Origin of the sequence: Mycobacterium sp. (assembly GCF_965229105.1) — a bacterium.
Lineage (GTDB): Bacteria > Actinomycetota > Actinomycetes > Mycobacteriales > Mycobacteriaceae > Mycobacterium.
Map to the genome: position 1 here is coordinate 2,249,649 of NZ_OZ245858.1, position 24,477 is coordinate 2,274,125.

Here is a 24,477-nt window from a genome sequence, read left to right on the forward strand (position 1 = left end):
GGCATATCCGGGGTGGGATCCGAGTGGACCCGAGTAGATCAGTCGGCCCGGAATTGCGGCCTGGTTCGGGGCGGGCGGGCCGCCCCGATCCTGACGATCGGGCCTGATGACGAGGAGAAGCCCGCGTGCCCTATCAGGTGGCGATATGAGCGCTCCCAAGCGAAGGCCGCCCACTTCGGCTGCGGGGCGGGCCGGTTCGGGCCCCAAAAAAGCGCAGGTCAAACCAGGTAGCAAGACGGCCAAGAAATCGTCTGTGCAGGACTCCGGCGCCGGTGGGACACCGTTGAATCCGTGGAATGCCCTATGGGCCATGCTGGTCGGCTTCTTCATGATCCTGGTCGACTCGACCATCGTGTCGGTCGCCAATCCGACCATCATGGACAAGCTGCAGACCGACTACGACGCGATCATCTGGGTGACCAGCGCGTACCTGCTGGCCTACGCCGTGCCGCTGCTGGTCGCGGGTCGTCTCGGGGACCGATTCGGCCCGAAGAACCTCTACATCGTCGGGCTGTCGGTGTTCACCCTCGCCTCGCTGTGGTGTGGGCTGTCGGGTTCCATCGAAATGTTGATCGCCGCCCGCGTCGTGCAGGGCATCGGCGCTGCGCTGCTGACTCCGCAGACCCTCTCGACGATCACCCGGATCTTCCCGCCGGAGCGCCGGGGCGTTGCAATGAGCGTCTGGGGTGCCACCGCTGGCGTCGCGACGCTGGTGGGACCGCTGGCCGGCGGCGTCCTCGTCGATCACCTGGGCTGGCAGTGGATCTTCTTTGTCAACGTGCCGATCGGGATCATCGGTCTCGTGCTGGCCGTGCGGCTGATCCCGGTGTTGCCGACCAACAAACACCATTTCGACTGGTTAGGTGTCGCCCTGTCCGGCGTCGCGATGTTCCTGGTGGTCTTCGCTCTGCAGGAAGGCCAATCGCACGGCTGGGCGCTGTGGATCTGGGCGATGATCATCGGCGGTATCGCGATGATGGCCGTGTTCATCTACTGGCAGGCGGTCAATAAACGCGAGCCACTGATCCCGCTGCGAATCTTCCGGGACCGCGATTTCAGCCTCGCGAACGTCGGGACGGCGGTCATCGGATTTGCGATCGTCGCGCTGATCGTGCCGGTGATGTTCTACGCGCAAGCCGTCTGCGGGCTGACTCCGACCCGGGCGGCGCTGCTGACCGCACCGATGGCCATCGCCAGCGGTGTGCCGGCACCCTTCGTCGGAAAATTGGTCGACCGGGCCCATCCGGGTCCCATCATCGGCTTTGGCTTTTCGACACTGGCCATCGCGCTGACGTGGCTGTCGATCGAGATGACGCCGACGACACCGATCTGGCGCCTGGTGCTTCCGCTGACGGCGATGGGCGTCGGAATGGCATTCATCTTCGCGCCGCTGGCTGCGACCGCCACCCGCAATCTGCCCTCGCACCTGGCCGGCGCCGGGTCTGGCGTCTTCAATGCCACCCGGCAGGTCGGGTCGGTGCTGGGCAGCGCTGGTATGGCAGCGTTCATGACCTCCCGCATCAGTGCGGAAATGCCCGGTGGGCAGGCGGGGGCAGGCGGCGAGGTCGCGGTGACACAGCTGCCTGCGTTCCTCCATGCCCCGTTCTCCTCGGCGCTGTCCCAGGCTGTGCTGCTACCGGCGTTCGTCGCACTGTTCGGTGTGGTTGCGGCACTGTTCCTGAAAGGTTTCGACCGCAAGCCCGTCAAGGTGGCACCGGCCCGCCTCAGCGACCGGACGACGTTCACCGAGTTCGACCGGGACCGCACCGAGGTCATCCCGATCGTCCGCGGCTACGCCGACGGTGATGAAGACAGTTACGACGACAGCTTCTCGGACGGATATGTCGACGATGACGACGGCTACGTCGAGTACCGCGTCATCCGAGAACCAGAACCAGAACCAGAACCCGCACCTGAACTCGTGCTGGACGTTGACTACGTCGAAGAGCCGGCGCCTTTTTTCGGCGGCGGCGACGGTGATGGGGACACCGCGCCGTTACCGATCCGGGTTGAGCATCCACGGCCGGCGCCCGCCGAAGCGTGGCACAGTGCGCCGGTCGAGACCTGGCATTCCCTGCTGGCCGATGATACGTCGGCGGTTGAGCCGATCGGCTTCGCGCACAACGGATTTCATGTTGACGCCCAAGAGACGTTCCGCCCCGTCGCGCCGCCTCCCGCAGTCGCGCCGGAGCCTGCACCTGCGGCCGAGTCTCAGGCTGAACCCGAGATCGACGGCTTTGACCGGCTGGCCCACAGTATCGACAGTCTGTCCGATAGTTTCGCCGATCTCTTTGAGCGGCAACGGGGATACGGTGAATCGTCTGCGCCGTCGAACGGCCGGCGAGCCAGGCACGAACTGTCCGAAGAACCGCCGGCCGCGCAGCGCCGGGCCAGGCACTATCGCGAAGACCCCGACGATGTGCCCAGCTACGGCAGGCATTCGTCGCCGTCGCACGACTAACTCGGCGCTACCAGCACCGGATCGGTCAGTGACAGGAACGCGCCGAGGTCGATCAGCCCGTCCGGCGTGCTGGGCAGGTATTCGGTCAGCAGGGGCGATCGCACGATGACGGCGGCATACTTCGCCCGGCTGGCGGCCACGTTGAGCCGATTCCTGTTGAGTAGGAACGAAATTCCGCGGGGTACGTCATCGCTGGAGGAAGCCGTCATCGAGATGAACACCACCGCTGCCTGCTGGCCCTGGAATTTGTCGACCGTCCCCGCCGGGACATCGGTCAACCCCGCCGCGTCGAGATGTCGTCGCAGCATCACCACCTGTGCGTTGTAGGGCGTGACCACCAGGACGTCCGCGGCCGTCAGCGGGCGGGTGCCTTTTTCGTCGGACCACTGCATCTGCAGCAGGCGGGTGATCTCGGTGACGATGGCCGCCGCTTCTTCTGGGCTGTCGGTGGAGTTTCCGTTATGTGCCACCGTCATCAGCTGCACACCGGCGGGGTAGCCGTGTAGGCGACGGGCCGCGGTGACTGCCTCGTGGGAATGAAGCCGCCCGTCATAGGAGAGCTTGGAGACCGCCGCGCATACCGACGGGTGCATCCGGTAGGAGCGCTCCAGGAAGTAGCCGAGGTGCGGCGGCAGGGTATGGCCGCCGTCGACCAACCAGCCCAGCGCCGAGGTGGCCACCGGCTCTGGATGGGTGCCCTGGCTGACTTGGGGTAGCTGCTGCGGATCGCCGAGCAGTAGCAGGTTTCGGGCCGCGGGAGCCACCGCGATGGTGTTGGCCAGGCTGTACTGCCCGGCCTCTTCGATGACCAACAGGTCAAGCGCTCGCCGCGGAATCTTGTTGGCGTTGGCGAAGTCCCAACCCGTGCCACCGACCACACAACCATCGTGGTCGGCGATGAATCCGGCGAATCCGGCGTTGTTCACATCGGTCCAACCACCATTGACGGTATTGAGCTTCTTGGCGACGCGCTCACCGTCGACGCCGGCTTTGAGGACATCGCGGAACAGGTTCTCCACCACCGCATGCGATTGCGCGACGATGCCGATCCGCCAATGGTGCTTGTTGACCAGACGTTCGATGACCTTCGCCGAGGTGAACGTCTTGCCCGTGCCCGGCGGCCCGTGCACGGCGACGTAGGACGAGTCGAGGCGCAGCAGTGCTTGGGCGATATCGTCGGCGACGTCGCCGCTGCGGGGGAGTGGGCCGGCACCGGTCAGGCGTGGGGCCCGCCGCAATAAGATGTCCACCACCGCGTCGGCGGGTAGGTTCGGCAGCCCGGCGGCGATATCGCGGGCGGTGTCGGCGATGGACTCCTGCAACGGTTTGGTGTTGATCGGCGGCCCAGGGGTCAGCGCGAACGGGGTCTGGTCGAAAACCCCCTCTGCGGACTGCTTCTCGACGATGATCACCTCGGTGGGCGCCTCGGGATTATCGCAGCTGGCCACCGTCACCGAACCGAATGCCCGCCGATCCGGATCATCGGCGAGGCTGGCCGGCGCGGGTGGGTCATAGAGCGCGTACATCTCCTTCGCGAGATCGCCGTTCGCGAGCTCACCGATGAGCCGGACATGTCGCTGGGGCTTTCTCGCCCTGGGAGGTTGGTGCCAGTCCTCGACGATCTCGGCCCGCTCGGCGATGAAAACGTCGCTGTTGTCGGACCATTCGTCGACGGGGTTGTTGACGCGGTCGAAGTGGCCCCACCAGAACGGCTTGTCCTCCCGCTGGTGGAAACCCCTGGCGGCGGCCACCATCGCGACGGCGGACTGTTCGGCAGTGCGCTCCTCGACACCGTCACCGGCGAACTTCAGCAGTCTGCGCTCGAGCTGGTCGCTGGGCTCGGCTGGTTCATCATCGATACCGCGGCGCAGAAGTTGCGGACCGCGCGGCGGTACCCCAGATTCGATCGCGCGGGCCATCAACCAATCACGAAGGCGACGCGTCGAACGGCAGTCGTAGCGGTTGTAGTCCTCGATATCCTTGAGCACCTTGGCTGCTTCGTCGTCGCGGCCCTCGTCGCGCAGCTGGCAGTAACGGGCATATTCGGTGATGGAGTCGGTGGCCGTGGTCACCTCACCGTCGCGTAGTTCGTTACCCATGTACAGCGGCTCCAGCGATTTGATGCTGTAGTTCGCGCTGCCCACCCGAATGCTCTTGCGTACCAACGGATACAGGTCGACGAGCGTGCCGTTGCGCAGCATATCGTCGACATCTTTTTCGCCGACGCCGTAGCGGCCGGCCAGCCGCAGCAGGGTGCTCTTCTCGTAGGCGGCGTAATGGTAGATGTGCATGCCGGGGTAGCGCTTGAGCCGCTTGCGCACCATGGTCAGAAAATCGACCAGCGCCTGGCGCTCGCTGGCCCGGTCGTGCGCCCAGAAAGGATAGAAATCGTCAGTGATGGTCAGCACGCCCCACAGGTATTCCAAGCCCCACTGGGTGCCGCCGACCGTCCACAGCGGGTCGCCTTCGAAATCGAAGAACAGATCGCCCTTATCGGCGTCCGGCAGGACCATCAGCGGCTGCGCGTCGATCAGCTCATAGGGCGGCTTACCGTTCACGCGATCGGAGACCTGCAGCCGGGCTTGGGCCGCCAACGTGGTGACCGTCCTGGTGGAGAGTTGCGCTACGGCGCCGGTGTGCTCGGCCAACGCGTGCGCGGTGGTGATACCCGCATCGATCAGCCGGGCCCGCTGGCTGACCCGCATCCCGGCGACCAGCAGCAGGTCGTCGTATTCGCGAACCTTGACCACGCATTCCGGGCAGCGGAAACAGGCCCGGATGTCCTCGTCCTCCCAGCTCACCGCGGACCCGCCGGCGTGATGGCGGTCCAGCAGGCGCTGAAGTTCGGCCCGCCGCGGCAGGTAGGCGGGGATCAACTCGTCGAGTCGGTAACGGGCGCAGGTGCGATCGCCGAAGATCAGCTCAGCCTCGGGCGCCACGGGGATGCCCGCCCGGCTCAACGCGTCGGCGTAGGCGGCGAGCTGCAGCAGCGCCTCGACCTTCGCCGAGCGCGCCAGTTTGGTGTCGACCACCCGGTAGCGGCCGTCGTCGGCGACCAGGAAGTCGGCGAAACCGGCGAACCGGCCGTCGAACATCGCGGCCTGGTAGATGACCTTTGCGCCGTCGCGCACGGCCCGCATGGTCTGCTCCGCGGCCGCCGTCAGGCCGGCCACGGTGTACTGGGGACGGCCGATGGTGGTGATCTCATCGCCGAACTGGCCGCGCAGATCATCAAGAGCCCGGCTTTCGTGCTCGTCGCCGAGGGTGGCTGTGCGCTCCAGCAGCTCGTCGGCGACCGGGACTGCCTGACTACGACCCAGCTTGGCATCGAAGGCCCGCAGCAGCGAATATTCGCAGCGCGCCGCCGCAGCGAGGTCGGAGGCGCTGTAGATGACGCTGCCCTCTTGATCCCCCGTCACGAACACAGCAGCCACTGTAGGGCGACACTCGGACAGCGCCGACCCGTCAGCGGGTGGGGGTGTTCCCGATCAATTCGACCCCGTTGCCGTTCCAGTGGAACCTGACCACGCTGTCCAGACCGATGCCGCTGGAGTACTGCAGTGCGACGGTGTCGCCGGTGCTTTGGGAGGTGTCGATCCCGTTGAACCCGAATGTGTCGGGCACACCGGACGGGATGTACTTGCCGAGGTGGAACAGAACTGCCCGGGTGCTGGGGTTATCGGCGTTGGTGTTGGCCTTGATGATCACCGCGGACAGTGGCGCGCATTCGTTGTAGTTCCCGGCGATTGGTTCCGGGTTCCAGGCCTGATTGCTGCGAAGATCGCGCGGCAACGTCGATACCGCCTGAGCTATCGCCGGGGCAGCCAGGTTGACCGCACATGGATCCGGCGGTGGCGGGGTGGTCGGTTCCGGTGGCGGGGCAGCGGTGGGCGGCGGTTCGACTGTCGGTGACGGTCCAGGTGGCGCTGCCGGGCTCGACGCCGCGCTCGTGGTCGCCTCGGGAGTTTTGGAAACCGTCGAATCGCCCGAGCCGCACGCCGCCAGACTGACCGCACACGACACCGCGCCGGCGGCACCGGCGACCCGCCGAACGGTCATCGCGAACACACCGGGCAGGCTACCGGCTTGGCGGTGATGTGCTGGTCAGGCATGGCCGGGTTGGGGCATTAGACTGAGGCGGCTATGACGTTCCCAGACTCGGACCAGACCGATACGCCGCCGACGCCCGATGTGACGTTCGCGGACCTGAATATCCATCCGTCGGTGCTGCAAGCGGTCGTCGAGCTGGGCTATGAATCCCCGTCGGCGATCCAGGCGGCCACCATTCCCGCGCTGATGGCGGGCTCCGATGTCGTCGGGCTGGCCCAGACCGGCACCGGTAAGACCGCGGCCTTCGCGATCCCGATCCTGTCCAAGATCGACACCACCAGCAAGGCCACCCAGGCGCTGGTGCTGGCACCCACCAGGGAGCTGGCGTTGCAGGTCGCGGAGGCATTCGGCCGCTACGGCGCCAAGCTGCCGCGGGTCAACGTGTTGCCGATCTACGGCGGCCAGTCCTACGTCGTACAGCTGGCCGGCCTCAAACGCGGCGCGCAGATCGTGGTCGGCACACCCGGCCGGGTGATCGACCACCTCGAACGCGGCACTCTTGATCTGACCCGGCTGGACTATCTGGTGCTCGACGAAGCCGACGAGATGCTGCAGATGGGCTTCGCCGAGGATGTCGAACGCATTCTGCGCGACACCCCCGAATACAAGCAGGTCGCGTTGTTCTCGGCGACCATGCCCGGCGCCATTCGCAAGATCACCACCAAGTACCTGCACGACGCCGTCGAAGTCAAGGTCGAGTCGAAAACCGCCACGGCCGAAAACATCACGCAGAGCTACATCCAGGTCGCCGGTCCCCGCAAGATGGACGCGCTGACCCGGTTCCTCGAGGTCGAGGAATTTGAGGCGATGATCGTGTTCGTCCGCACCAAACAGGCCACCGAAGAGGTGGCCGAACGGCTGCGGTCGCGTGGTTTCAACGCGGCCGCGATCAACGGTGATATCAACCAGTCGCAGCGTGAGCGCACCATCGCCTCGCTCAAGAACGGCACCATCGACATCCTGGTCGCCACCGATGTCGCGGCCCGTGGTCTTGACGTCGAGCGCATCTCGCATGTGCTGAACTACGACATCCCGCATGACACCGAGTCCTACGTGCACCGCATCGGCCGCACCGGCCGCGCCGGGCGATCCGGTAAGGCGCTGCTGTTCGTCTCGCCGCGGGAACGCCACATGCTCAAGGCAATTGAAAGGGCGACCCGGCTCAAACTGACCGAAGCACAGTTGCCCAGCGTCGACGATGTCAACGCCCAGCGGGTGTCGAAGTTCCGCGATTCGATCACTGATGCGCTCGGCGCACCCGGGGTCGAGATGTTCCGCCGGATGATCGAGGACTACGAGCGCGAAAACGACGTCCCGCTGGTCGATATCGCGGCCGCACTCGCTGCGCAGTCCCGCGACGGTGAGGCGTTCCTGATGGCGCCCGAACCGCCGCAGCATCAACGCAGCTTCGACGACCGTCCAGACCGTCCCGATCGCCCCGAGCGGCCAACGCGCCAGCCCGGCGAGGGGTTCGCAACCTACCGGATCGATGTCGGCAAGCGGCACAAGGTGATGCCGGGCGCGATCGTCGGCGCTATCGCCAACGAAGGCGGGCTGCACCGCAGCGATTTCGGCCACATCACCATCCGGCCCGACCATTCTCTGGTCGAGCTTCCGGAGAAGTTGTCGCCGCAGACGTTGAAAAACCTTGAGAGAACCCGCATTCAGGGCATTTTGATCAATCTCCAGCCTGATGGTTCGCCGGCCCGTCCGCAGTTCCAACGCGGTACCAAGCCGGGGAAGAAGCCGAAGAAACCGTACAAGCAGTAGCGACGTAAGAATGACGTTGCCGACGGCGCAGGATGCCCAGGGCGGACTCGAGCAGGTCTCCACCAAGGACCGGGTCAGTTCCCTTACCGGCATTCGCGCGGTCGCCGCGATCCTCGTCGTCGCCACCCATGCCGCGTATACGACCGGTAAATACACCCACGGTTATATCGGCCTCATCTACTCGCGCATGGAACTGGGTGTGCCGCTGTTCTTTGTTTTGTCAGGCTTTCTGCTCTTTCGGCCATGGGTGCAGGCCGCCGTCACCGGCGGGCCTTCGCCGTCGGTCCGGCGTTACGCCTGGCATCGGGTACGCCGCATCATGCCGGCCTACATCGTCACGGTTCTGGCCTGTTACGTCATCTATCACTTCCGGATAGCGCTGCCCAATCCCGGCCATACCTGGATCGGGTTGTTACGAAATATCACCTTGACGCAGATCTATACCGATCAATACATGTATTCCTATCTGCACCAAGGACTTACGCAGATGTGGAGCCTGGCGGTCGAGGCGTCGTTCTACGTGGCATTGCCGCTGCTGGCGTATCTGCTGCTGGTGGTGTTGTGCAGGCGGCGCTGGCATCCAGTGCGGTTGATCGTCGGGATTGCCGCGCTGGCGTTGATCACCCCGGCGTGGATAGTGTTGGTGCACTGGACTTCCTGGCTGCCCGACGGTGCGCGGCTGTGGCTGCCGACGTATCTGTTGTGGTTCCTCGGTGGGATGTTGCTTGCGGTGCTGCAGCCGATGGGGGTGCGCTGCTACGCATTGTTGGCTATCCCGGTGGTGGTGGTCAGTTATTTGATCGCGTCGACCCCGATCGCCGGTGAGCCGACCACCTCACCGCAAGCGGCGTCGGAGGCGCTGGTCAAGGCCGCCTTCTATGCGTTTATGGCCACCTTGCTGATTGCCCCGCTGGCGCTGGGGGACCGGGGTTGGTATGCGCGCGTGCTTGCGACTCGACCGATGGTGTGGCTCGGTGAGATTTCCTACGAGATCTTCCTGATCCACCTGGTGGTCATGGAGATCGCCATGATCAAGGTGCTGCGCCAACCGGTGTACACCGGCTCGCCCGGAGCGCTGTTCGTCGCGACGATGGTTCTCACCGTGCCGTTGGCGTGGCTGTTGCATCGCTTCACCCGGGTGCGGAGCTGACCGTACGGTCGCGACTTAGGGTAGCCTAACTTGCATGACCGACGGTAAGGCATCACGAGGACTCCAGGGCGCACTGGTCAAGCTGTTCCGCGGCGGCGACTACGAATTGACGCTCACCGGACGCACCGAGATCAGCCCGCACTATCTGCGGTTGCACTTCGATTCCGGCCTGCTCCTGGCCGAGCGCACGGTGCATCCGACGATGTGGGTGCGGGGTTGGTTCCCCGACGGGGATGCGGCGCATCAGCGTGGGTACACGTTGGTCAACCCCGACGCCGCGGCCGGAACCGTCGATATCGACTTCGCCATCCATGACGGGTTGGCCGCCCGCTGGGCCGCGAGCGCACGCGAGGGCGACACCCTTGAGGTCACGGTGCTTGGCAGCAGCTTCTCCCTGCCGAGCCCGGCACCGGCCGGGTACGTCATCGTCGGCGACACCGCGTCACTGCCTGCGATCAATTCACTGCTGGCGGCCATCGGTGATGCGCCCGCTCGGGTGTTCTTGGAGGCGGCCCACGATGGGGACCGGGACCTGCCGGTCGCCCGCGACACCGGCATCGTTTGGGTCGATCGCAAGAATGCCGGCGAGGCGCTGGTCGAGGCGGTGCGCTCGTCGGCATTCGACGCACACGATCACTTCGGGTGGGTGGCGTCGGATAACCGGACCACCCGCACGGTAGCCAAGGTGCTGCGCGAGGATTTCGGGATTCCCCGCAGAGCCCTTAAGGCACAGGCGTACTGGTCTGCCTAGCGCGTGCGGGTCGATGCGATGGTCGGCACCAGAAACTCCTCGACCATCGCGCGCTCGTCATCGGCGTCGCGGCCTGGGAAGATCAGCAGCGAGGTCAGTATCCGGACCAACCAGCGGGCCTTGCGGTCGACGGCGACTGGATCATCATGCGGGCCAAGCGATACCACGAATGCCGAGCCCATCGCCTTGATCACATCAGACTGCTCGGCGATCTCCGCGCCGATCGGGGCATCGCTGGTGGCGAACCACGACTGCAGTGCCGGGCTCTGCCGGACCAGCTCCAAGGAGGTGAGGAAACCGGCGATCAACCGCTCCCGCGAATCGCTGATATCGGCGATCCGCTCAAGCAGTCGGTGGTGCAACGCGTAGGCCTCCCGGTGTACGTAGGCGGTGTGCAGCGCCTCGCGGTTCTCGAAGTACCGGTACAGCGTGGCTCTGGAACACCCGGCGGCCTTGGCGATCTCGTGCATGCCCACCGAACCGGGGCGCAGTTCGGCGAACAGCTCACCTGCGGCGTCGAGGATCCGGTCGGCCGCGACTTCGCTGCGCCGCTGACCGAGCCAGTCGTTACCCGCCATCAGGACCGCACCTCGAACGGCACCGACAGCGGCCTACGTACGTAACTGCCACCGGCCCAGACGATTCCGGACTCGTCGACCTCGAAGTCGGGGCAACGGGCCAGCAATTCGGTCAGTGCCACCCGCGATTGCATGCGCGCCGCTGCGGCACCCAGACAGTGGTGCGCGCCGTGGCTGAAGGTCAGGATGTTGCGCGGCCGCCGCGTCACGTCGAGCTCACCGGCGTCCGGGCCGTACTGCCGTTCGTCACGGTTGGCCGAGCCATAGAGCAACAGCACGCGCCGACCCGCGGGGATGGTGGTGTCACCGATGGTGACGTCGCGGGTGACGGTCCGGGCCAGGCCCTGCACGGGTGAGGTCACCCGCAGGAACTCGTCGATGGAATCCGTTATCAAATCCGGGTTTTCGGCCAGTAACCGACGTTGCTCGGGGTGACGGTGCAGGTATTCGACCGAACCGCCCAGCATCCCGGTGCTGGTGTCGTTACCGCCGGTGACCATGGTGAAGGTGAAGGCCAGTACCGACAGGGTGCCCGCGATGTCGCCGTCGGCTCCGACGCCTGCGGCCACCAGATGCGAGATGGTGTCGTCCGCTGGGTCGAGTCGCCGCCGCTCGATGAGTTCGGCGAAGTACCCCATCATCGATCCCACCGCGTCACCGAGGGTGGCCAGCGCGCCCGCTATTCCGCCCTCGGCGGTGTTCGCGGCGACGATCGCGTCGGTCCAGCCGTCGAACTGGGCGCGGTCCTGTTCCGGCACACCGAGATAGTGCGCGACGACCATCGACGGCAGAGGTTTGAACAGCTCGGCGACGATGTCACCGCCGCCGTTGGCACGTAACGCTTCGATGCGCTCGACGACGAAATCGCGCACCTTGGGTTCGACGGCTTGCACCTGGCGCGGGGTAAAGCCACGCGAGACGAGCTTGCGAAATTCGGTGTGCACCGGCGGATCCTGCATCACCATCGGTGGGTTATCTTGCAGCCCAATCATTTCCAGCTCGCCGTAGTTGACGGTGAGGCCCTGGGCTGAGGAGAAGGTCTGGTGGTCGCGCGCTGCGTTGAAGATATCGCTGTGCCGCGAGAGCACGTAGTAGTCCTGATCGGGATGCTCAATGGGGATCACGTGGTGCACGGGATCGCGATCGCGTAGCGCCTGGTACATCGGCCAGGGTTCGGCCCAGGTGTCGGCGGTTGCCAGCCGAAACTTCGCCGGTACGGAGTGAGACACTGCCGCTGTCATGTCTTATGAATACGACAGATGTGTATATCTGTCAACCTTTGAGGCCGAGTGCGCCAGTTATTTCACAGGCTCGGAATCCCTCTTCTTGCAGATCTGGGGCTCCGCGGTCTCGGCGGTGAACCATTGCGCCACGATCTCCGCGTAGCACTGGTTCGCATTTCTGCCCAGCTGATTCTCGAGCGAGGTCTGCGAGTAGTACGACAGCGTCCACCCGAGGGGTGCTTCGATGCCGGGTGTGGCAACCGGGTAGAAATCCACCACGTTCGGAGACGTCCAACCCTCCACCGTCGGTGCCGTCGGGCAATTCTTGCCCAGGGCTTTTCCTTGGAAGGACTTCTGGAATGCCAACGCGGCCGCTTGCCGCGCGGCCGCGCTTCTGGCGCCGCTGATGGCCCCCGACGCGGTCAGGGGTGCGACGAGTTCCAGCGGCCGGGCCGGCGGTTCGGCTTCGGTCTGGCTTTGGTACCCGTTGTCGATGATGATGAGTTTGGGTGAGTAGCAAGCCGATTGGCTACTGAGCCAATTGGCGATATCGGGCCACATTTGCGCAATCGGCCCGGCGGCCGATGAGTCGATAAGGCCGCCATCGAGGTCGAACGTCCCGCTGTCATCATTACACGAGAACAGACCCCCGGTTGGGGAGACGTAGGGGAATCGGGCACTCAGCAACGCCGCAGTAGACAGTCTGATGTCCTTGGCGGCGGGATCGGTTGGCGTGCAGGTGTTGTCAAAAGCATCCTTGGTGGCCGCGAGCGCTGGCTTGAATGCGTTCGCATCACTGAACTGCTCTTCGTCGAGAGCGAGACAGTTTTCGGCTCCTGGATTGTCTCCAGTGCTGCTCGCGTTGGTCGGCCTCGCCAGGTCGAGGGTCGAGACGGCGACTCTGCACCCATCTGTAACCGACGTTCCGTTCAGAAGTAACAGCGGAAATTTCGGCCTGCCGTCGCTCCGGTAAGCACTGTTGGTCATGTCGGGCGTCAGATCGCCATTGTTGACCTTCGCAGCGTTCTCCCACGCAACTTCGAGGGCCGCCGCCCTGTCCTGGCCGGAAATATTCACTCGGAGCAGCGAATTGGGTAGATCGCGAAACGCCATCGCCGCGATTGTCGGCGCGAGAAAGTCGAACTTGAGTGCCTCAAGCCGGTCTTTGCGGTTGGGAATGGCCTGTGTCGCAGCAAGACCGAGACTGCCGCCCGAGATGCCGCTGGCTAGGAAGATGCTGTCCTTGGACATCTTTGACTTCTCGCAGGACGTCGCCTCCTTCGGGAGTCCTCCTGGACGGGGGTAATCACCTTCCCCGGGGATGATGCATCCCAGCACCAACGCAGTCCAGTACGCCGCGCGAATTCCCCCTCCCGCTGACGCCACGAACACCAGCGGTACCGGCTTGCCGGTTGGTCTGCCGAGCGCAGGGTTCTTCGACCATTCTCCGAGCGCGTCCTTGAGTTGCAGCTCCGAGTGTTTGGCGTCGTTGGTCAGTCGCGTGTTGTGGTAGTTGGTGTGGTCATCGAGCGTGGATGCCACGATGGAGCACAGCACGACTGCGAGGATGAGGGGCGCCCGCCGAAATCCCAGGATGGCCAGCACGGGCCAATTGGGAATCCGGTTGCTCAATAGGACCAATGCGGTGGCCGCCAGCAGAATGGCGGAAGAGAAGGCGAAGACGAGTCCCCAAGGGCCGAGCCAGGTTCCGCTGAGTTGAACCGACCAAGCGAAGAATACGAAGACAGCAAGCGAGAGGCTCGCGAGTGCGGCCGGGAGAAAGATCTTGCTCCCAGACAGACGAGCAGCAAATCGCCGGTACCAGGTTGGAATCCATCTCCACCGAGACGCCCGCTGTGTAAAGCGCTGCCAGAGCGGAGGGTCCAATTGGGCGAGTGTCACCACGACCCACCCTACATATGTCGCGATCACCGGGAACACGACTAGAAGGCCAAGCCCGTATCCGAGTTTGTAGATCGTCAACAGGCGTATGCCATTTCGCACCGCCAGCGCGGTGAGAACCACCAGCGGAGTCACTGCCAACGCGATCGCGAGCATTGGCAGGAGGTAGACCGCGGATAGTGCTGATTCTTGGGACTCCTGAGCAGGGCGGTCGGAGGCGTTGTAGTCGCGGGTGGTCTTCGGCCAGTAGCTGATCAGGGCGAGCAGCGCGAGCATGGCGCCAGGTACCAACAGCGCCACCCCAACTGGCCACCGTTGCCACAGCGCGATACCGCCGATGATGGCCACCAGGGACCCTGCCACCAATTGACAGTGCACCGTAGCGGGAGGCCAGACGTGAGCGGTGTGCTCCGCGCGGTATTCGGCTAGGCACGCCCGCGCGGTCAGCGCCATCGCGGCGACCAGGATGACAACGGCAATGACTGTTTTGACAGCCATCCCGAACCGCTCGCCGCCGAACGGATAGAGAAACGCGTCATCGAGTTGATGCCCCAGGTCGCCGGGCAGCAAGGCGAAAATCAATAGAAAGGCGGCCACCCCAAGGTGAACTCGCATAGCCCGAACGGGCTCCCAGTGGTCTTTGGCGATCGCGGCGAGGGAACGTGAGTCATCGTCGGGAAGGCGTTGCGCGCCCGGCCTTCCGACAAGTCCGATGATCAATCCGACCAGGGCAGCGCCGAGAAACAGCCACTTGCCGATCGACAGTATGCCCGTCGCGATCACCGCACCGATCGACGTTGAAGTCCCCGCGAGAAACAACGCCACATTCTCGCTGGCGTCTAACGCCAGATAAAAGTAGGCGGTAGTTCTGGAAATGTTCAGGAGCCCTCGGATGGCGCTTTCTCGGGCGGCCGACAGTCCCAGCGAGAGAAGCCGACTATCGGCATACGTGCAGGCGCGCCGAAGCAACAGAGCGACCGGGACCGCGATCAAGAGCAGATCGAAGACCATGTATAGACCTAGCATCCCCCAGAGCGGCATGACTGCCGGCAGGCCCGATGGAGCCCAGTCGTTCCACCCGATCACGACCTGCTGAGCGGCAGCACTGGACAGCGCGGACGACGGTGATGCGATGGACGACGCGGTTCCAGCCACGCCGCCTGGCAGGTGCATTCGCGACACTGTCTCGTCGAGAACGCCGATAGCGCCAAAGCCGACGTAGATCGCGATCAGCAGTCCGGTTTTCGAAGCGATCCACTTCGGAATCGACCTGACCGCCGCCTTATGCGCGTCCAGAATTTTCGACACAGAAGCCTTCACGGGACCCCCTCCCCAGACAGCGCCCCCACGCTGATCCCGTCAGTGTCACAGCGAGTGGCTGTCGTGTTTGCCGAATCGTCAAAAATTCATGTGGAAGCGTCCGCTGAAAATAGGGGTGCAAGCGGCCGTCGTCGCTGTGTACCGTGCCAGGCGATGACGACCACAAAACGATGACTTACGACAACGCGATGACGTACGAAAGCCCGACCACTGCGGCCACCGACCGTCACCGCGACGACCTCGACCGCACCGTGGACTGGCGCCGATTGCGCAGGCCGGGTGCAGGTATCGCTCTGGCCGCCTTGGTGATCGCCGCCATCCTGCAGGCGGTGGGAACGGTCGTCGTCGGCCGGTTGGCCGCCAGCCCCAACTGGAGTTTGATTGCGATCCTTGCCGGGTGCCTGCTGGGGTCCGCCCTGCTGGATACGGCGGGGAGCACGATCTGGGCGGTCATCGCCGACCGGGCGGAGGGCAAACTGCGTGGTGAACTGCTCTCGGCCGCGTTGAATCAGCCGCTCGAACGATTGTCCGAACAGGCCGTAGGTGAAGTTCTGGACCGCGTTGACGACGACACCCATGAGGTGGGATCGCTGGTTCGCGCGCAGCTGTGGACGGCGATGCAGACCGTCGTCTTCGTCGTACCGATGTGGATCGTCGCGGGCCTGACGTGGTGGCCGGCGTGGATCCTTTTCCCCGTCATCGCCCCACTGGTTATCGTGGCCATCCGACCGCTGCTGCGTCAGCTCAGCGATCGCAAGGTGCTCGAAGAGGCGGCGTGGACCGATCACGCCGCCGCCATGGAGGAGGGCATCGCCGCGCGCGATGACGTGCGGACCAGCCTCGGACAGGCATACGTACTTCGGCGGTGTGCCGAACTCTCGGGCCACGTGCAACGACGCCTGGTCGATGTCGTGGCCGTGGAATCTCGGATCACGTTGCGCGCAGGCGGATTGCTGCATGCGTTCTTAGGTGGTGTGGTCATTGCTGGGGTTGCGTTGGTCACCGCCGACCACCTTGATGTCGCTGCGCTGGTCACTCTGTTCCTCGTCAGCGCTCTCGTGGTCAGCGGGATATCTCAGCTCGCGCGCCAGTTTCCCGAACTGCAGGCGGGGATGGGCGCCGTTATCCGCCTGCGGCAGTTGGCCGCCAGCGAGTCGGAACCCATTGGTGGACAGCCATTTCCGCTCGGTCCGGCAGATATCGAGTTCAAGAATCTGCATTTCGCCTATACCGAGGGGGTTTTCGCACTCGACGGTATCGAGTTGAGCGTGAAGGCGGGCACTACCTGCGCGCTCGTCGGCCGGACGGGGTCGGGCAAGTCGACCCTGGCGTCGTTGGTCTCTCGCGCAGTCGATCCCGAGCCTGGCTCGTTGACCATCGGCGGCGTGGATGTTCTCGACCTCGACCTGCAGCAGTTGCGTGCGTCGGTGGGGGTGGTCACGCAGCGCACCGAGATCCTGGGCGGATCCCTGGCCGAGAACATCACTCTGTTCGCCGATGTGCCGCGCGAACGCGTGCAGGATGCGGTCGCCGAACTTGAGCTGACAGAGTGGGTGGGGAGCCTGCCCGACGGCCTCGACACCCTCCTCGGCCCTGGCGGAACGACGTTGTCGGCGGGGGAGGAACAACTCGTCGCATTTGCGCGACTGCTGGTCCGCGCCGTGCAGATCGTCATTCTCGACGAGGCGACGGCACGCATGGATCCGCTCACCGAGACCAGGGTGATCCGGGCGGCGGACCGACTGCTGGCTCGTCGCACCGGAATCCTGATCGCCCACCGCCTGTCGACTGTCACACGTGCCGACTACGTTGCCGTGCTCGACGGCGGGCAGCTGATCGACCGGGGTCCGCGCAGGGAGCTTGAGTCGCGCCCCGGCCCGTTCCGGCGCCTTCTCGACGCCTCCGGAGGCCAGGACGTCGCGGTGGTCGAAAACGAGAAAGCGGCCGGCGAGGACGCGGTGCTCGGTGGTGCCCGACGCCAGGGCGCGGCACCGGAGGCGCCCGTCGTTGACGGCGGTCCGAGCCTGGCTCGCGGCATCTTCCGCATGGTCTGCACCTATCCGTCGTGGGGCCTGCTCGGCGCCACGATGTTCATGGTGAGCGGACTGGTGGGATCGACCGGCGCGATCAGTGGATTCGCCTGGGGGCACCTGGTCGAGAGCTTGCAGGAGGGCAACACGTCGATATTGCTGACCATCGCCGTCGTGCTCAGTATCGGGGTGGAGCCACTGGTCCTGGCATTGGCGATTCGCCGGTTCGTGCCGTGGTGGTCGGCATGTTCACTCCGCATCCGGATGACGGTGCTGGACAGGCAGACCCGGCAACACCGGCTGGTTCGGACGCCACCGGGTGAGGTGGTGTCGCGGGTCCTCGACGCCGACAGATTCCTGCACTACGCCGACCGCAGCAACGACGTCGTCGCCGGACTGGTCACCGTGGTCATCGCGTCCTTGCTCAGCGGGTCGGCGATCGCGGGAGCCATCCTGTTGGCGGTCATGGTCGGCGCGGCGGTGGCGTCGGTCGCAGGTCGCCCGATGGCTGGACGGTCGGCGACGGCGGCGTCGGCTACCCGTGCTGACTTCGGCCGGGCGCTGGTTTCAGCATTGGAGTGTGTGCGCACCGTCAAGCTCGCGGCCGCCACGGGTGATGTGCACGCGCATCTCGACCGCGTCGATGCCGGTCGCGTCGGCGCCGCGGTGCGTGAGCATCGGATCCAGGCGATCCTCTTCGGTGTGCCGGTGGTGATGGTGCAGGTGGGCTTCGTCGCGGCCTGGATCATGTATCTCCTCGGCGGATGGAATCTCGCTACGGCGCTTCTGGTTTCGGGTGCTGTCGCCGGATTTGGCTATTTCGGCAGTGTCGCCGGAGCGGTGATCACCGAGGCGCCAGGAACTCGCGCGTGGCAGCAGGTCACCAGCAGCTTCGCCGGCGGCGCTGACTTGATGGATGTTCCGCCGGGCGTCGACGTCATCGCAGGAACCGCTCCCCGGCCGACGCCGCCGCCGCGAATTCCGTTGCAACGGATTGAGCTTCGCGATGTGACGGCGGTGCACGATGACGGTACGCGCGGGGTTACCGGCGTCGACCTCACCGTGAGCGTCGGCGAACTGGTCTTGCTACTCGGCCAGGTGGGGTCGGGAAAGTCGAGTCTGCTGTCGACACTTTGCGGCCTGGTGGGCCACACCGGCGAAATCCTCTGGAATGGGGCGGATATCGCGGACCCTCAGACGTTCCTGCGGCCCAGTCAGATCGCGTACGTGGCACAGGTGCCCCGGGTGCTGTCGGGAACCTTCGCCGAGAACGTGCTGCTGGACCACGACCGCGAGTTCACGCGGGCGGTGACCGACGCGTGCCTCGCTTCGGATATCGCGGCGGCTGGCGGTGCCGACGCGGTCGTCGGTCATCGCGGTGTCCGGCTCTCTGGTGGCCAGGTCCAGCGGCTGGCACTGGCCAGGGCGCTGGCCGTGGAACCGGAACTGCTTCTTGCCGATGACATTTCAAGTGCGCTTGATGCCACCACCGAGATGGAGCTGTGGAACAGTCTTCGGGCGCGGGGCACTACGGTGCTCGGCGCCACCTCCAAGAGGGCGGCGCTGGCACAGGCTGATCGGGTGGTGGTACTCGTCGACGGGCAGGTCGCCGAGGTGGGACCGTGGGCAGAGCTCGCGCCGAGGTGGAATCACCTGGCCGCATAACCGCACCGAGCGATGCTCAGACGATCGCGCCCGGGTTCAGGATGCCCGCGGGATCCAGTGCGGTCTTGATCCGTCGGTTCAGCTCCATCGCCTCTGGCCCCAGATATCCAGCCAGCCACGGTTTCTTCAACCGGCCGACGCCGTGCTCGCCGGTGATGGTGCCGCCGAGGCCGACCGCGAGATCCATGATGTCGCCGAAGGCTTTCTGCGCCCGCTCGGTCTCGGCGGCATCGGCGGGGTTGTAGACGATCAGCGGATGGGTATTGCCGTCGCCGGCGTGGGCGATCACCGAGATCATCAGTCCGGTATCGGCGGCCAGCTTCTCGATACCGGCCACCAGGTCGGCCAGCGCCGACAGCGGTACTCCGACATCCTCCAACAGCAGCGACCCCTTGGCCTCGACCGCGGGGATGGCGAACCGACGCGCGGCGACGAACGCCTCGCCTTCGTCGGGATCGGAGGTCGAAAACACTTCGGTGGCACCGCATTCGGTGAACACCTGCGCCATGAATTCGGCGTCCTCGGCTCCGTTGGCGCCGCGCTCGTCGGAGGCGGCCACCAACATCGCGGCCGCGCCCCGGTCCAGGCCCATCTTGAGCTTGTCCTCCACGGCGTTGACCGCCACGGCATCCATGAATTCCAGCATGGCCGGGCGGATCTTGGCCGTGACGGCACCGACCGCATCGCATGCCGAACGCACCGACGCGAACGACGCCACCACCGTGCTGGGCGTGTGCTGGGGCGGCAGCAGCCGCAGCGTCACCTCGGTGACCACCCCCAGGGTGCCCTCGCTGCCGACGAACAGCTTCGTCAAGCTCAGTCCCGCAACATCTTTCAAACGTGGTCCACCGAGGCGCACCGCGGTCCCGTCGGCCAGCACCACCTGTAGGCCCAGCACATAGTCGGTCGTGACGCCGTACTTCACGCAGCACAGTCCGCCGGCATTGGTCGCGATATTGCCGCCGATACTGCAGATCTCGAACGACGACGGGTCAGGCGGATACCAGAGCCCGTACTCGGCGACGGCCTTCTTCACCTCGGCGTTGAGCAGCCCGGGCTGGGCGACGGCGGTGCGTGTCACCGGGTCGACGGTGATATCGCGCATTTTCTCCGTCGACAGCACGATGCCGCCATCGACTGCGGTCGCACCACCGGACAGTCCGGTGCCCATCCCGCGCGGGACCACCGGCACACCGTGCGCGCTGGCCCAGCGCAATACGGTCTGGACCTCTTCGGTGCGCCGCGGGCGGACCACGGCCAGCGGGGTGCCAGCATCGGGGTCGAACGCCCGGTCCTGGCGGTAGGACGCCAGGATGTCCGGGTCGACGACGACGGTGCCATCGGGGAGTTCTGCCGTCAGCGCTGCCACGTTGGTGATCTGGGCCACGCTTTGATCCTACGAGCCGCCCGGCGCGGGCCGGTCCAACTCCCGCAGCGACGGGAGGCCGAGTGCGACCAGCCCCAGCAACAGCATCGGCAGGGCCAGTGCGAGGAACGTCGTTTTGAGCCCGGCGCTATCGGCCAGCGGGCCTGCGACGATCAGGCCCAGCGGTCCGGCGGCGTAGGCGAGGGAGCCCATCACACCCACCACCCGACCGCGCAGATGTTGCGGGGCTCGCGTCTGCATGACGTAGTTGTAGATCGGTGCGATGGGCCCGTAGACCAGCCCGACAACCGCGCACAACCCCAGGATCATGGGCAGCGGCGGCAGGAACGAGATGACCGTCATCGCCACCCCCAACGTCAGCAGGGCCACCAGCATGACGGTGCGCCGCCTGGTGTATTTCGACAGCACGGCGTACCCCAGCGCACCAACCAGGCCGCCGACAGCCAGGGCCATCAGTACCCAACCCAGGTGAGCGGGCTCATTGCGGTCGGTGAAGTACTTGGGGAACAGCACGCTCTCCATCGGCATGTAGAGCCCTGTCGCGGTCAGGTCGATGAATGCCAGCGTGCGCAGCACTTTGTTGTTCCAGACGAAGCTCAGCCCCTCGACGATCCCGGACCAGACGCCCTCGGGCCGGGTGGCGCGGTCCGGCTTACCCGCACCTTCGAGCCGGAACACCCGCAGCGTCGCGATGGCGATGATCGACAGCACGAACGTGCACGCCGTGACCCACATCGTGCTGATCCCGCCCAGCGTCGCGATCAGCAGGCCACCGATACCCGGGCCGACGATGTAGGCCAGGTTGAAGATCGCCTCGTAGACGCTGTTGGCATGGTCCAGGGTCCAGCCGGCGCGCGTGGCGGCCTCGGGCAGCATCGATTCGCGGGCGGTCAGGCCGGCCGGATCGAACAGCGAGCCGAACGCCGCCAGCGTGGCCAGCACCGCCACGTTGACGGCGTCCACGCCATACGCCATCGCGATGATCGGCACTCCCGCCACCGATAGCGCGGACAACGCGTCGGCGATCATCGAGATGCGTCGGCGCCCGACGATATCGACCGCGGTACCCGCGATCAGCGTCGACGCGAGCAGCGGCAACGTGCCCGCCATGGCCACGATCGAGGCGTCCAGCGCGGACCCGTTGTGCTGCAGTACCAACCAGGGGAAGGCGACGATCGAGATCCCATTGCCCGCACCCGCCATCAACGCAGCGAACAGGATCAGTAGTAGCGGACCGCGCTTGCTCTTGGCCATGGGTTATCGCCGAAAAATGTAGCAGTGCACGATGGTCTGATGCTTGCGCACCCGCGTACCGGTCAGGGGTTTTTATCGCCGGTGCCACCTGGCACCGGATGGCCCGGTGATCCGGCAGCCGCGTCGACGCCGATCGCTGCCGATTCCGCGTCGGTGCAGCGATTGGCTGGTGCGGCCACGTCGGTGGCTGAGCTTGACGCGCAAGTCAGTGTGTGTCGGGCCTGCCCACGGCTGGTGGCGTGGCGGGAGGAGGTCGCCGAGGTCAAGCGGCGCTCGTTCATCGACCAGCCCTACTGGGGGCGGCCCGTCCCGAGTTGGGGTGCGCCCAAACCGCGGTTGCTGATCGTCGGATTGGCGCCCGCGGCCAACGGCGCCAACCGGACCGGTCGGATGTTCACCGGCGATCGCTCGGGCGATCAGTTGTTCGCCGCGCTGTTCCGGGCCGGGTTGGTCAATCAGCCGACCAGTGTCGACGCCGCGGACGGTTTGCGGGCCAACAAGATTCGGATCAGCGCACCGGTGCACTGCGCGCCGCCCGATAACAAGCCGACGCCGGCCGAGCGGTCGACGTGCTCGCCGTGGCTGGCCGCCGAATGGGCACTGATCCGGCCCGATGTGCGGGTGGTCGTCGCGCTCGGTGGCTTCGCCTGGCAGGTGGCGCTGTCGATGCTTGCCGATGAGCTGGCCCCAGGGGCGAAGCCGAAGTTCGGCCACCACGCCATTGCGGAGCTGCCGTCGGGTTTGGTGCTGGTCGGCTGCTATCACCCCAGCCAACAGAACATGTTCACCGGACGGCTGACCCCGCCGATGCTCGACGATATTTTCACCGATGCCCGCCATCGTGCCGGCATCGGGGAACGAACCAGGCCGCCACGCTGTTAACTCACGTTATGCGGCTTTCTGTCCTTGACCTCGTCCCCGTCCGCACCGATCAGACCACCGCCGGTGCGCTGGCCGCCACCGTGCGGCTCGCGCAGACCGCCGACCGGCTGGGTTTCACCCGCTACTGGGTGGCCGAGCACCACAACATGCCTGCGGTCGCGGCTACCAGCCCGCCGGTGGTGTTGGCCTACCTGGCTGCGCAGACCGCGCAGATCCGGCTCGGCTCCGGCGGGGTGATGTTGCCCAACCACGCCCCGCTGGCCGTCGCTGAGCAGTTCGCGCTCCTGGAAGCCGCCGCCCCGGGCCGCATCGATCTCGGCCTCGGCCGCGCACCGGGCTCCGACCCGGTGGTGTCGATGGTGCTGCGCGGCGCCGCTGGCCGGGATGACACCGATATCGACAAGTTCCCGCAGTACCTCGACGAGGTCGCGGCGATGATGAGCGTCACCGGTGTTCGCGTCGAGCTTCCGGCTCGGATGATGCGGCCCGATTACATCCTCAAGGCCACCCCGGCCGCGGCCAGCGAACCGCGGGTGTGGCTGCTGGGCTCGTCGATGTATTCCGCGCACCTGGCCGCCGCCAAGGGTCTGCCGTACGTGTTCGCCCACCACTTCGCCGGGCAGGGCACCGAGGAGGCGCTGGCGACCTACCGCTCGGAGTTCCGGCCCAGCGATCTGGCGGCCGAACCCGTCACCTTCATGACGGTCAACGCCTCGGTCGCACCGACCCGCGACGAGGCGGAGGCGCTGCTGCTGGCTAACCTGCAGATGATGGCCGCGCTGCGTACCGGTAAGCCGCTGCACGCGCTCGACCTGGTAGAGGATGCGCAGGCCAAAGGCTTGACCGCCCAGGAACGCGCCATCGTCGAATCCGGTTTTGGCAAATCCATCGTCGGTGCGCCTGCCGAGGCGGCCGACCAGGTCCGTGACATCGCCGAACGCTTCGGCGTGGACGAAGTGATGCTGAACCCGGTCGGCACCGCCTACCGAGGAACCGATCCGGCGACAGCGCCTGCCCGCGAGCAGACGCTGGAACTCCTGTCGAAAGAACTCTTCTAGCTCAACGCGGGCTGAGCTCGATCACCGCGATGGGCCGATCGGTGCGCTCCTGGTAACCGTCGTAGCGATCAGAGTTGTTCTTGTTCGCGATTCTCCAGAGCCGGGCGTAGTCGGCGTCATCCGGTAGCACGATCCGCGCCGTCACTGGAAACCGCTTGGGCCCGACGTTGATCTCGACGTCGGGATTGGCCTTGAGGTTGTGATACCAGCCCGGATAGCGATTGGCGCCGCCATTGGACGCGACGATGAGGTAGTTCCCGCCGTCTGACGCGTAGGTCAGCGTGTTCGTCCGAGCCTTGCCGGTCTTGGCACCGACGCTGTGCAGCAACAGGTTTGGTGGAGCGAACGGAATCCGATGCCCGATCCACCCGCCGCTGCGTTGGTAGATGATGTCATGCACGCTCAACACCTTGAGCGCGAGCTTCTGCACGCGGGGGTCCATCCCTACTCCTTTACCGCGTCGATTGCGGCCAGCGCGTCGCGCAGAATTTGGCCGGTGGCCTCCCGATCAGGATCGCGTCGCACGACGAGTCCCTTGGCGAAGGAGAGCTTGTCGCCGAGTTGGCGGGGCGCCACGTGGAGGTGGATATGGAACACGCTCTGGAATGCGGCTTTACCGTCGTTGATGACGATGTTGTTGCCGTCGGCTTTGAGTTCGGAGTTGCGGGCCGCTTGCGCGATGCGCTGACCGATGGTCACCATATCGGCGACCGTCGCTGCGGGGGTGTCGGTCAGGTCGACGGTGTGCCGCTTGGGTAGGACCAGCGTATGGCCGCGGACGATCGGGCGGATATCGAGGATCGCGAGGTAGTTGTCGTCCTCGTAGATGCGGACCGCCGGTGCGTCGCCGGCGATGATGGCGCAGAAGACACAAGACATCTGGCCACCGTAGCGTGGCTCCCCGGTCGTCGGCCGCCGGTCCAGAGCCAGCGATAC

The 24,477-nt window shown here is 65.6% G+C and carries 16 protein-coding genes; 7 read left to right on the forward strand and 9 right to left on the reverse strand.

Annotation, left to right across the window (positions count from 1 at the left end):
- Nucleotides 1–145: 145 nt before the first annotated feature.
- The gene (locus ADBZ9O_RS10865) at nt 146–2,461 is read left to right on the forward strand and encodes an MFS transporter (RefSeq protein WP_526531026.1); all 2,316 of its coding nucleotides are present in this window, start codon (nt 146–148) and stop codon (nt 2,459–2,461) included.
- Here the strand turns inward: ADBZ9O_RS10865 and ADBZ9O_RS10870 are convergent.
- Both ADBZ9O_RS10870 and ADBZ9O_RS10875 read right to left on the reverse strand, forming a co-directional pair.
- Nucleotides 2,458–5,886, reverse strand: coding sequence for a TM0106 family RecB-like putative nuclease (locus ADBZ9O_RS10870; RefSeq protein ID WP_526531028.1), 3,429 nt, complete (start codon nt 5,884–5,886; stop codon nt 2,458–2,460). The genes ADBZ9O_RS10865 and ADBZ9O_RS10870 overlap by 4 nt on opposite strands.
- A gap of 40 nt (nt 5,887–5,926) precedes the next feature.
- Nucleotides 5,927–6,538, reverse strand: a complete 612-nt coding sequence (locus ADBZ9O_RS10875; protein WP_526533059.1) for an LppP/LprE family lipoprotein — start codon at nt 6,536–6,538, stop codon at nt 5,927–5,929.
- 66 nt (nt 6,539–6,604) lie between these two features.
- On the opposite strand from ADBZ9O_RS10875, the gene ADBZ9O_RS10880 reads away from it, so the two are divergent.
- The 3 genes from ADBZ9O_RS10880 to ADBZ9O_RS10890 are packed head-to-tail and all read left to right on the forward strand — an operon-like array spanning nt 6,605 to nt 10,242.
- A complete protein-coding gene (locus ADBZ9O_RS10880; RefSeq protein ID WP_526531030.1) occupies nt 6,605–8,341 on the forward strand; it encodes a DEAD/DEAH box helicase in 1,737 nt (578 codons plus the stop codon).
- Nucleotides 8,342–8,351: 10 nt separating this feature from the next.
- Nucleotides 8,352–9,491 (forward strand): acyltransferase family protein, encoded by a 1,140-nt coding sequence (locus ADBZ9O_RS10885; RefSeq protein ID WP_526531032.1) that lies wholly within the window; start codon nt 8,352–8,354, stop codon nt 9,489–9,491.
- A 34-nt stretch (nt 9,492–9,525) separates the two neighbouring features.
- A complete protein-coding gene (locus ADBZ9O_RS10890; RefSeq protein WP_526531034.1) occupies nt 9,526–10,242 on the forward strand; it encodes a siderophore-interacting protein in 717 nt (238 codons plus the stop codon).
- Here ADBZ9O_RS10890 and ADBZ9O_RS10895 read toward each other — a convergent pair.
- From ADBZ9O_RS10895 to ADBZ9O_RS10905, 3 genes are read right to left on the reverse strand one after another with little or no spacing between them, the layout of a single operon-like run.
- Nucleotides 10,239–10,820 (reverse strand): TetR/AcrR family transcriptional regulator, encoded by a 582-nt coding sequence (locus tag ADBZ9O_RS10895; RefSeq protein ID WP_526531036.1) that lies wholly within the window; start codon nt 10,818–10,820, stop codon nt 10,239–10,241. The genes ADBZ9O_RS10890 and ADBZ9O_RS10895 overlap by 4 nt on opposite strands.
- Nucleotides 10,820–12,061 carry a cytochrome P450 gene (locus tag ADBZ9O_RS10900; RefSeq protein WP_526531038.1) on the reverse strand — a complete coding sequence of 414 codons (1,242 nt, stop codon included), beginning with the start codon at nt 12,059–12,061 and terminating at the stop codon, nt 10,820–10,822. Before ADBZ9O_RS10900 ends, ADBZ9O_RS10895 begins: the two co-directional genes overlap by 1 nt.
- Nucleotides 12,062–12,118: 57 nt before the next feature.
- Nucleotides 12,119–15,265, reverse strand: a complete 3,147-nt coding sequence (locus tag ADBZ9O_RS10905) for a hypothetical protein (RefSeq protein WP_526531040.1) — start codon at nt 15,263–15,265, stop codon at nt 12,119–12,121.
- A 170-nt stretch (nt 15,266–15,435) separates the two neighbouring features.
- On the opposite strand from ADBZ9O_RS10905, the gene ADBZ9O_RS10910 reads away from it, so the two are divergent.
- The gene (locus ADBZ9O_RS10910; RefSeq protein ID WP_526531042.1) at nt 15,436–18,960 is read left to right on the forward strand and encodes an ATP-binding cassette domain-containing protein; all 3,525 of its coding nucleotides are present in this window, start codon (nt 15,436–15,438) and stop codon (nt 18,958–18,960) included.
- 16 nt (nt 18,961–18,976) lie between these two features.
- Here ADBZ9O_RS10910 and ADBZ9O_RS10915 read toward each other — a convergent pair whose 3' ends face one another.
- Both ADBZ9O_RS10915 and tap read right to left on the reverse strand, forming a co-directional pair.
- Nucleotides 18,977–20,338, reverse strand: coding sequence for an FAD-binding oxidoreductase (locus ADBZ9O_RS10915; RefSeq protein WP_526533061.1), 1,362 nt, complete (start codon nt 20,336–20,338; stop codon nt 18,977–18,979).
- Nucleotides 20,339–20,356: 18 nt separating this feature from the next.
- Nucleotides 20,357–21,601 (reverse strand): multidrug efflux MFS transporter Tap, encoded by a 1,245-nt coding sequence (gene tap, locus ADBZ9O_RS10920; protein ID WP_526531045.1) that lies wholly within the window; start codon nt 21,599–21,601, stop codon nt 20,357–20,359.
- 39 nt (nt 21,602–21,640) lie between these two features.
- Between tap and ADBZ9O_RS10925 the strand changes: the two genes are divergently transcribed.
- Nucleotides 21,641–22,483 (forward strand): uracil-DNA glycosylase, encoded by an 843-nt coding sequence (locus ADBZ9O_RS10925; RefSeq protein ID WP_526531047.1) that lies wholly within the window; start codon nt 21,641–21,643, stop codon nt 22,481–22,483.
- A gap of 8 nt (nt 22,484–22,491) precedes the next feature.
- On the forward strand, nt 22,492–23,541 hold the full coding sequence (locus tag ADBZ9O_RS10930; RefSeq protein WP_526531049.1) for an LLM class flavin-dependent oxidoreductase: 1,050 nt from the start codon (nt 22,492–22,494) through the stop codon (nt 23,539–23,541).
- Nucleotide 23,542: 1 nt separating this feature from the next.
- On the opposite strand, the gene ADBZ9O_RS10935 is transcribed toward ADBZ9O_RS10930, so the two are convergent.
- Together ADBZ9O_RS10935 and ADBZ9O_RS10940 are read right to left on the reverse strand one after the other, a co-directional pair.
- Complete coding sequence (locus ADBZ9O_RS10935; RefSeq protein WP_526531051.1) at nt 23,543–23,983, reverse strand: nitroreductase family deazaflavin-dependent oxidoreductase; 441 nt, start codon at nt 23,981–23,983, stop codon at nt 23,543–23,545.
- 2 nt (nt 23,984–23,985) lie between these two features.
- Nucleotides 23,986–24,420 carry an HIT family protein gene (locus ADBZ9O_RS10940; RefSeq protein WP_526533063.1) on the reverse strand — a complete coding sequence of 145 codons (435 nt, stop codon included), beginning with the start codon at nt 24,418–24,420 and terminating at the stop codon, nt 23,986–23,988.
- Nucleotides 24,421–24,477: the final 57 nt, after the last annotated feature.

Bases quoted from the DNA above. Each gene is read 5' to 3' on its own strand.
- ADBZ9O_RS10865 (WP_526531026.1), top strand. From the start codon at position 146: ATGAGCGCTCCCAAGCGAAGGCCGCCCACTTCGGCTGCGGGGCGGGCC.
- ADBZ9O_RS10880 (WP_526531030.1), top strand. From the start codon at position 6,605: ATGACGTTCCCAGACTCGGACCAGACCGATACGCCGCCGACGCCCGAT.
- ADBZ9O_RS10885 (WP_526531032.1), top strand. From the start codon at position 8,352: ATGACGTTGCCGACGGCGCAGGATGCCCAGGGCGGACTCGAGCAGGTC.
- ADBZ9O_RS10890 (WP_526531034.1), top strand. From the start codon at position 9,526: ATGACCGACGGTAAGGCATCACGAGGACTCCAGGGCGCACTGGTCAAG.
- ADBZ9O_RS10895 (WP_526531036.1), bottom strand. From the start codon at position 10,820: ATGGCGGGTAACGACTGGCTCGGTCAGCGGCGCAGCGAAGTCGCGGCC.
- ADBZ9O_RS10900 (WP_526531038.1), bottom strand. From the start codon at position 12,061: ATGACAGCGGCAGTGTCTCACTCCGTACCGGCGAAGTTTCGGCTGGCA.
- ADBZ9O_RS10910 (WP_526531042.1), top strand. From the start codon at position 15,436: ATGACTTACGACAACGCGATGACGTACGAAAGCCCGACCACTGCGGCC.
- tap (WP_526531045.1), bottom strand. From the start codon at position 21,601: ATGGCCAAGAGCAAGCGCGGTCCGCTACTACTGATCCTGTTCGCTGCG.
- ADBZ9O_RS10925 (WP_526531047.1), top strand. From the start codon at position 21,641: ATGCTTGCGCACCCGCGTACCGGTCAGGGGTTTTTATCGCCGGTGCCA.
- ADBZ9O_RS10930 (WP_526531049.1), top strand. From the start codon at position 22,492: ATGCGGCTTTCTGTCCTTGACCTCGTCCCCGTCCGCACCGATCAGACC.
- ADBZ9O_RS10935 (WP_526531051.1), bottom strand. From the start codon at position 23,983: ATGGACCCCCGCGTGCAGAAGCTCGCGCTCAAGGTGTTGAGCGTGCAT.
- ADBZ9O_RS10940 (WP_526533063.1), bottom strand. From the start codon at position 24,420: ATGTCTTGTGTCTTCTGCGCCATCATCGCCGGCGACGCACCGGCGGTC.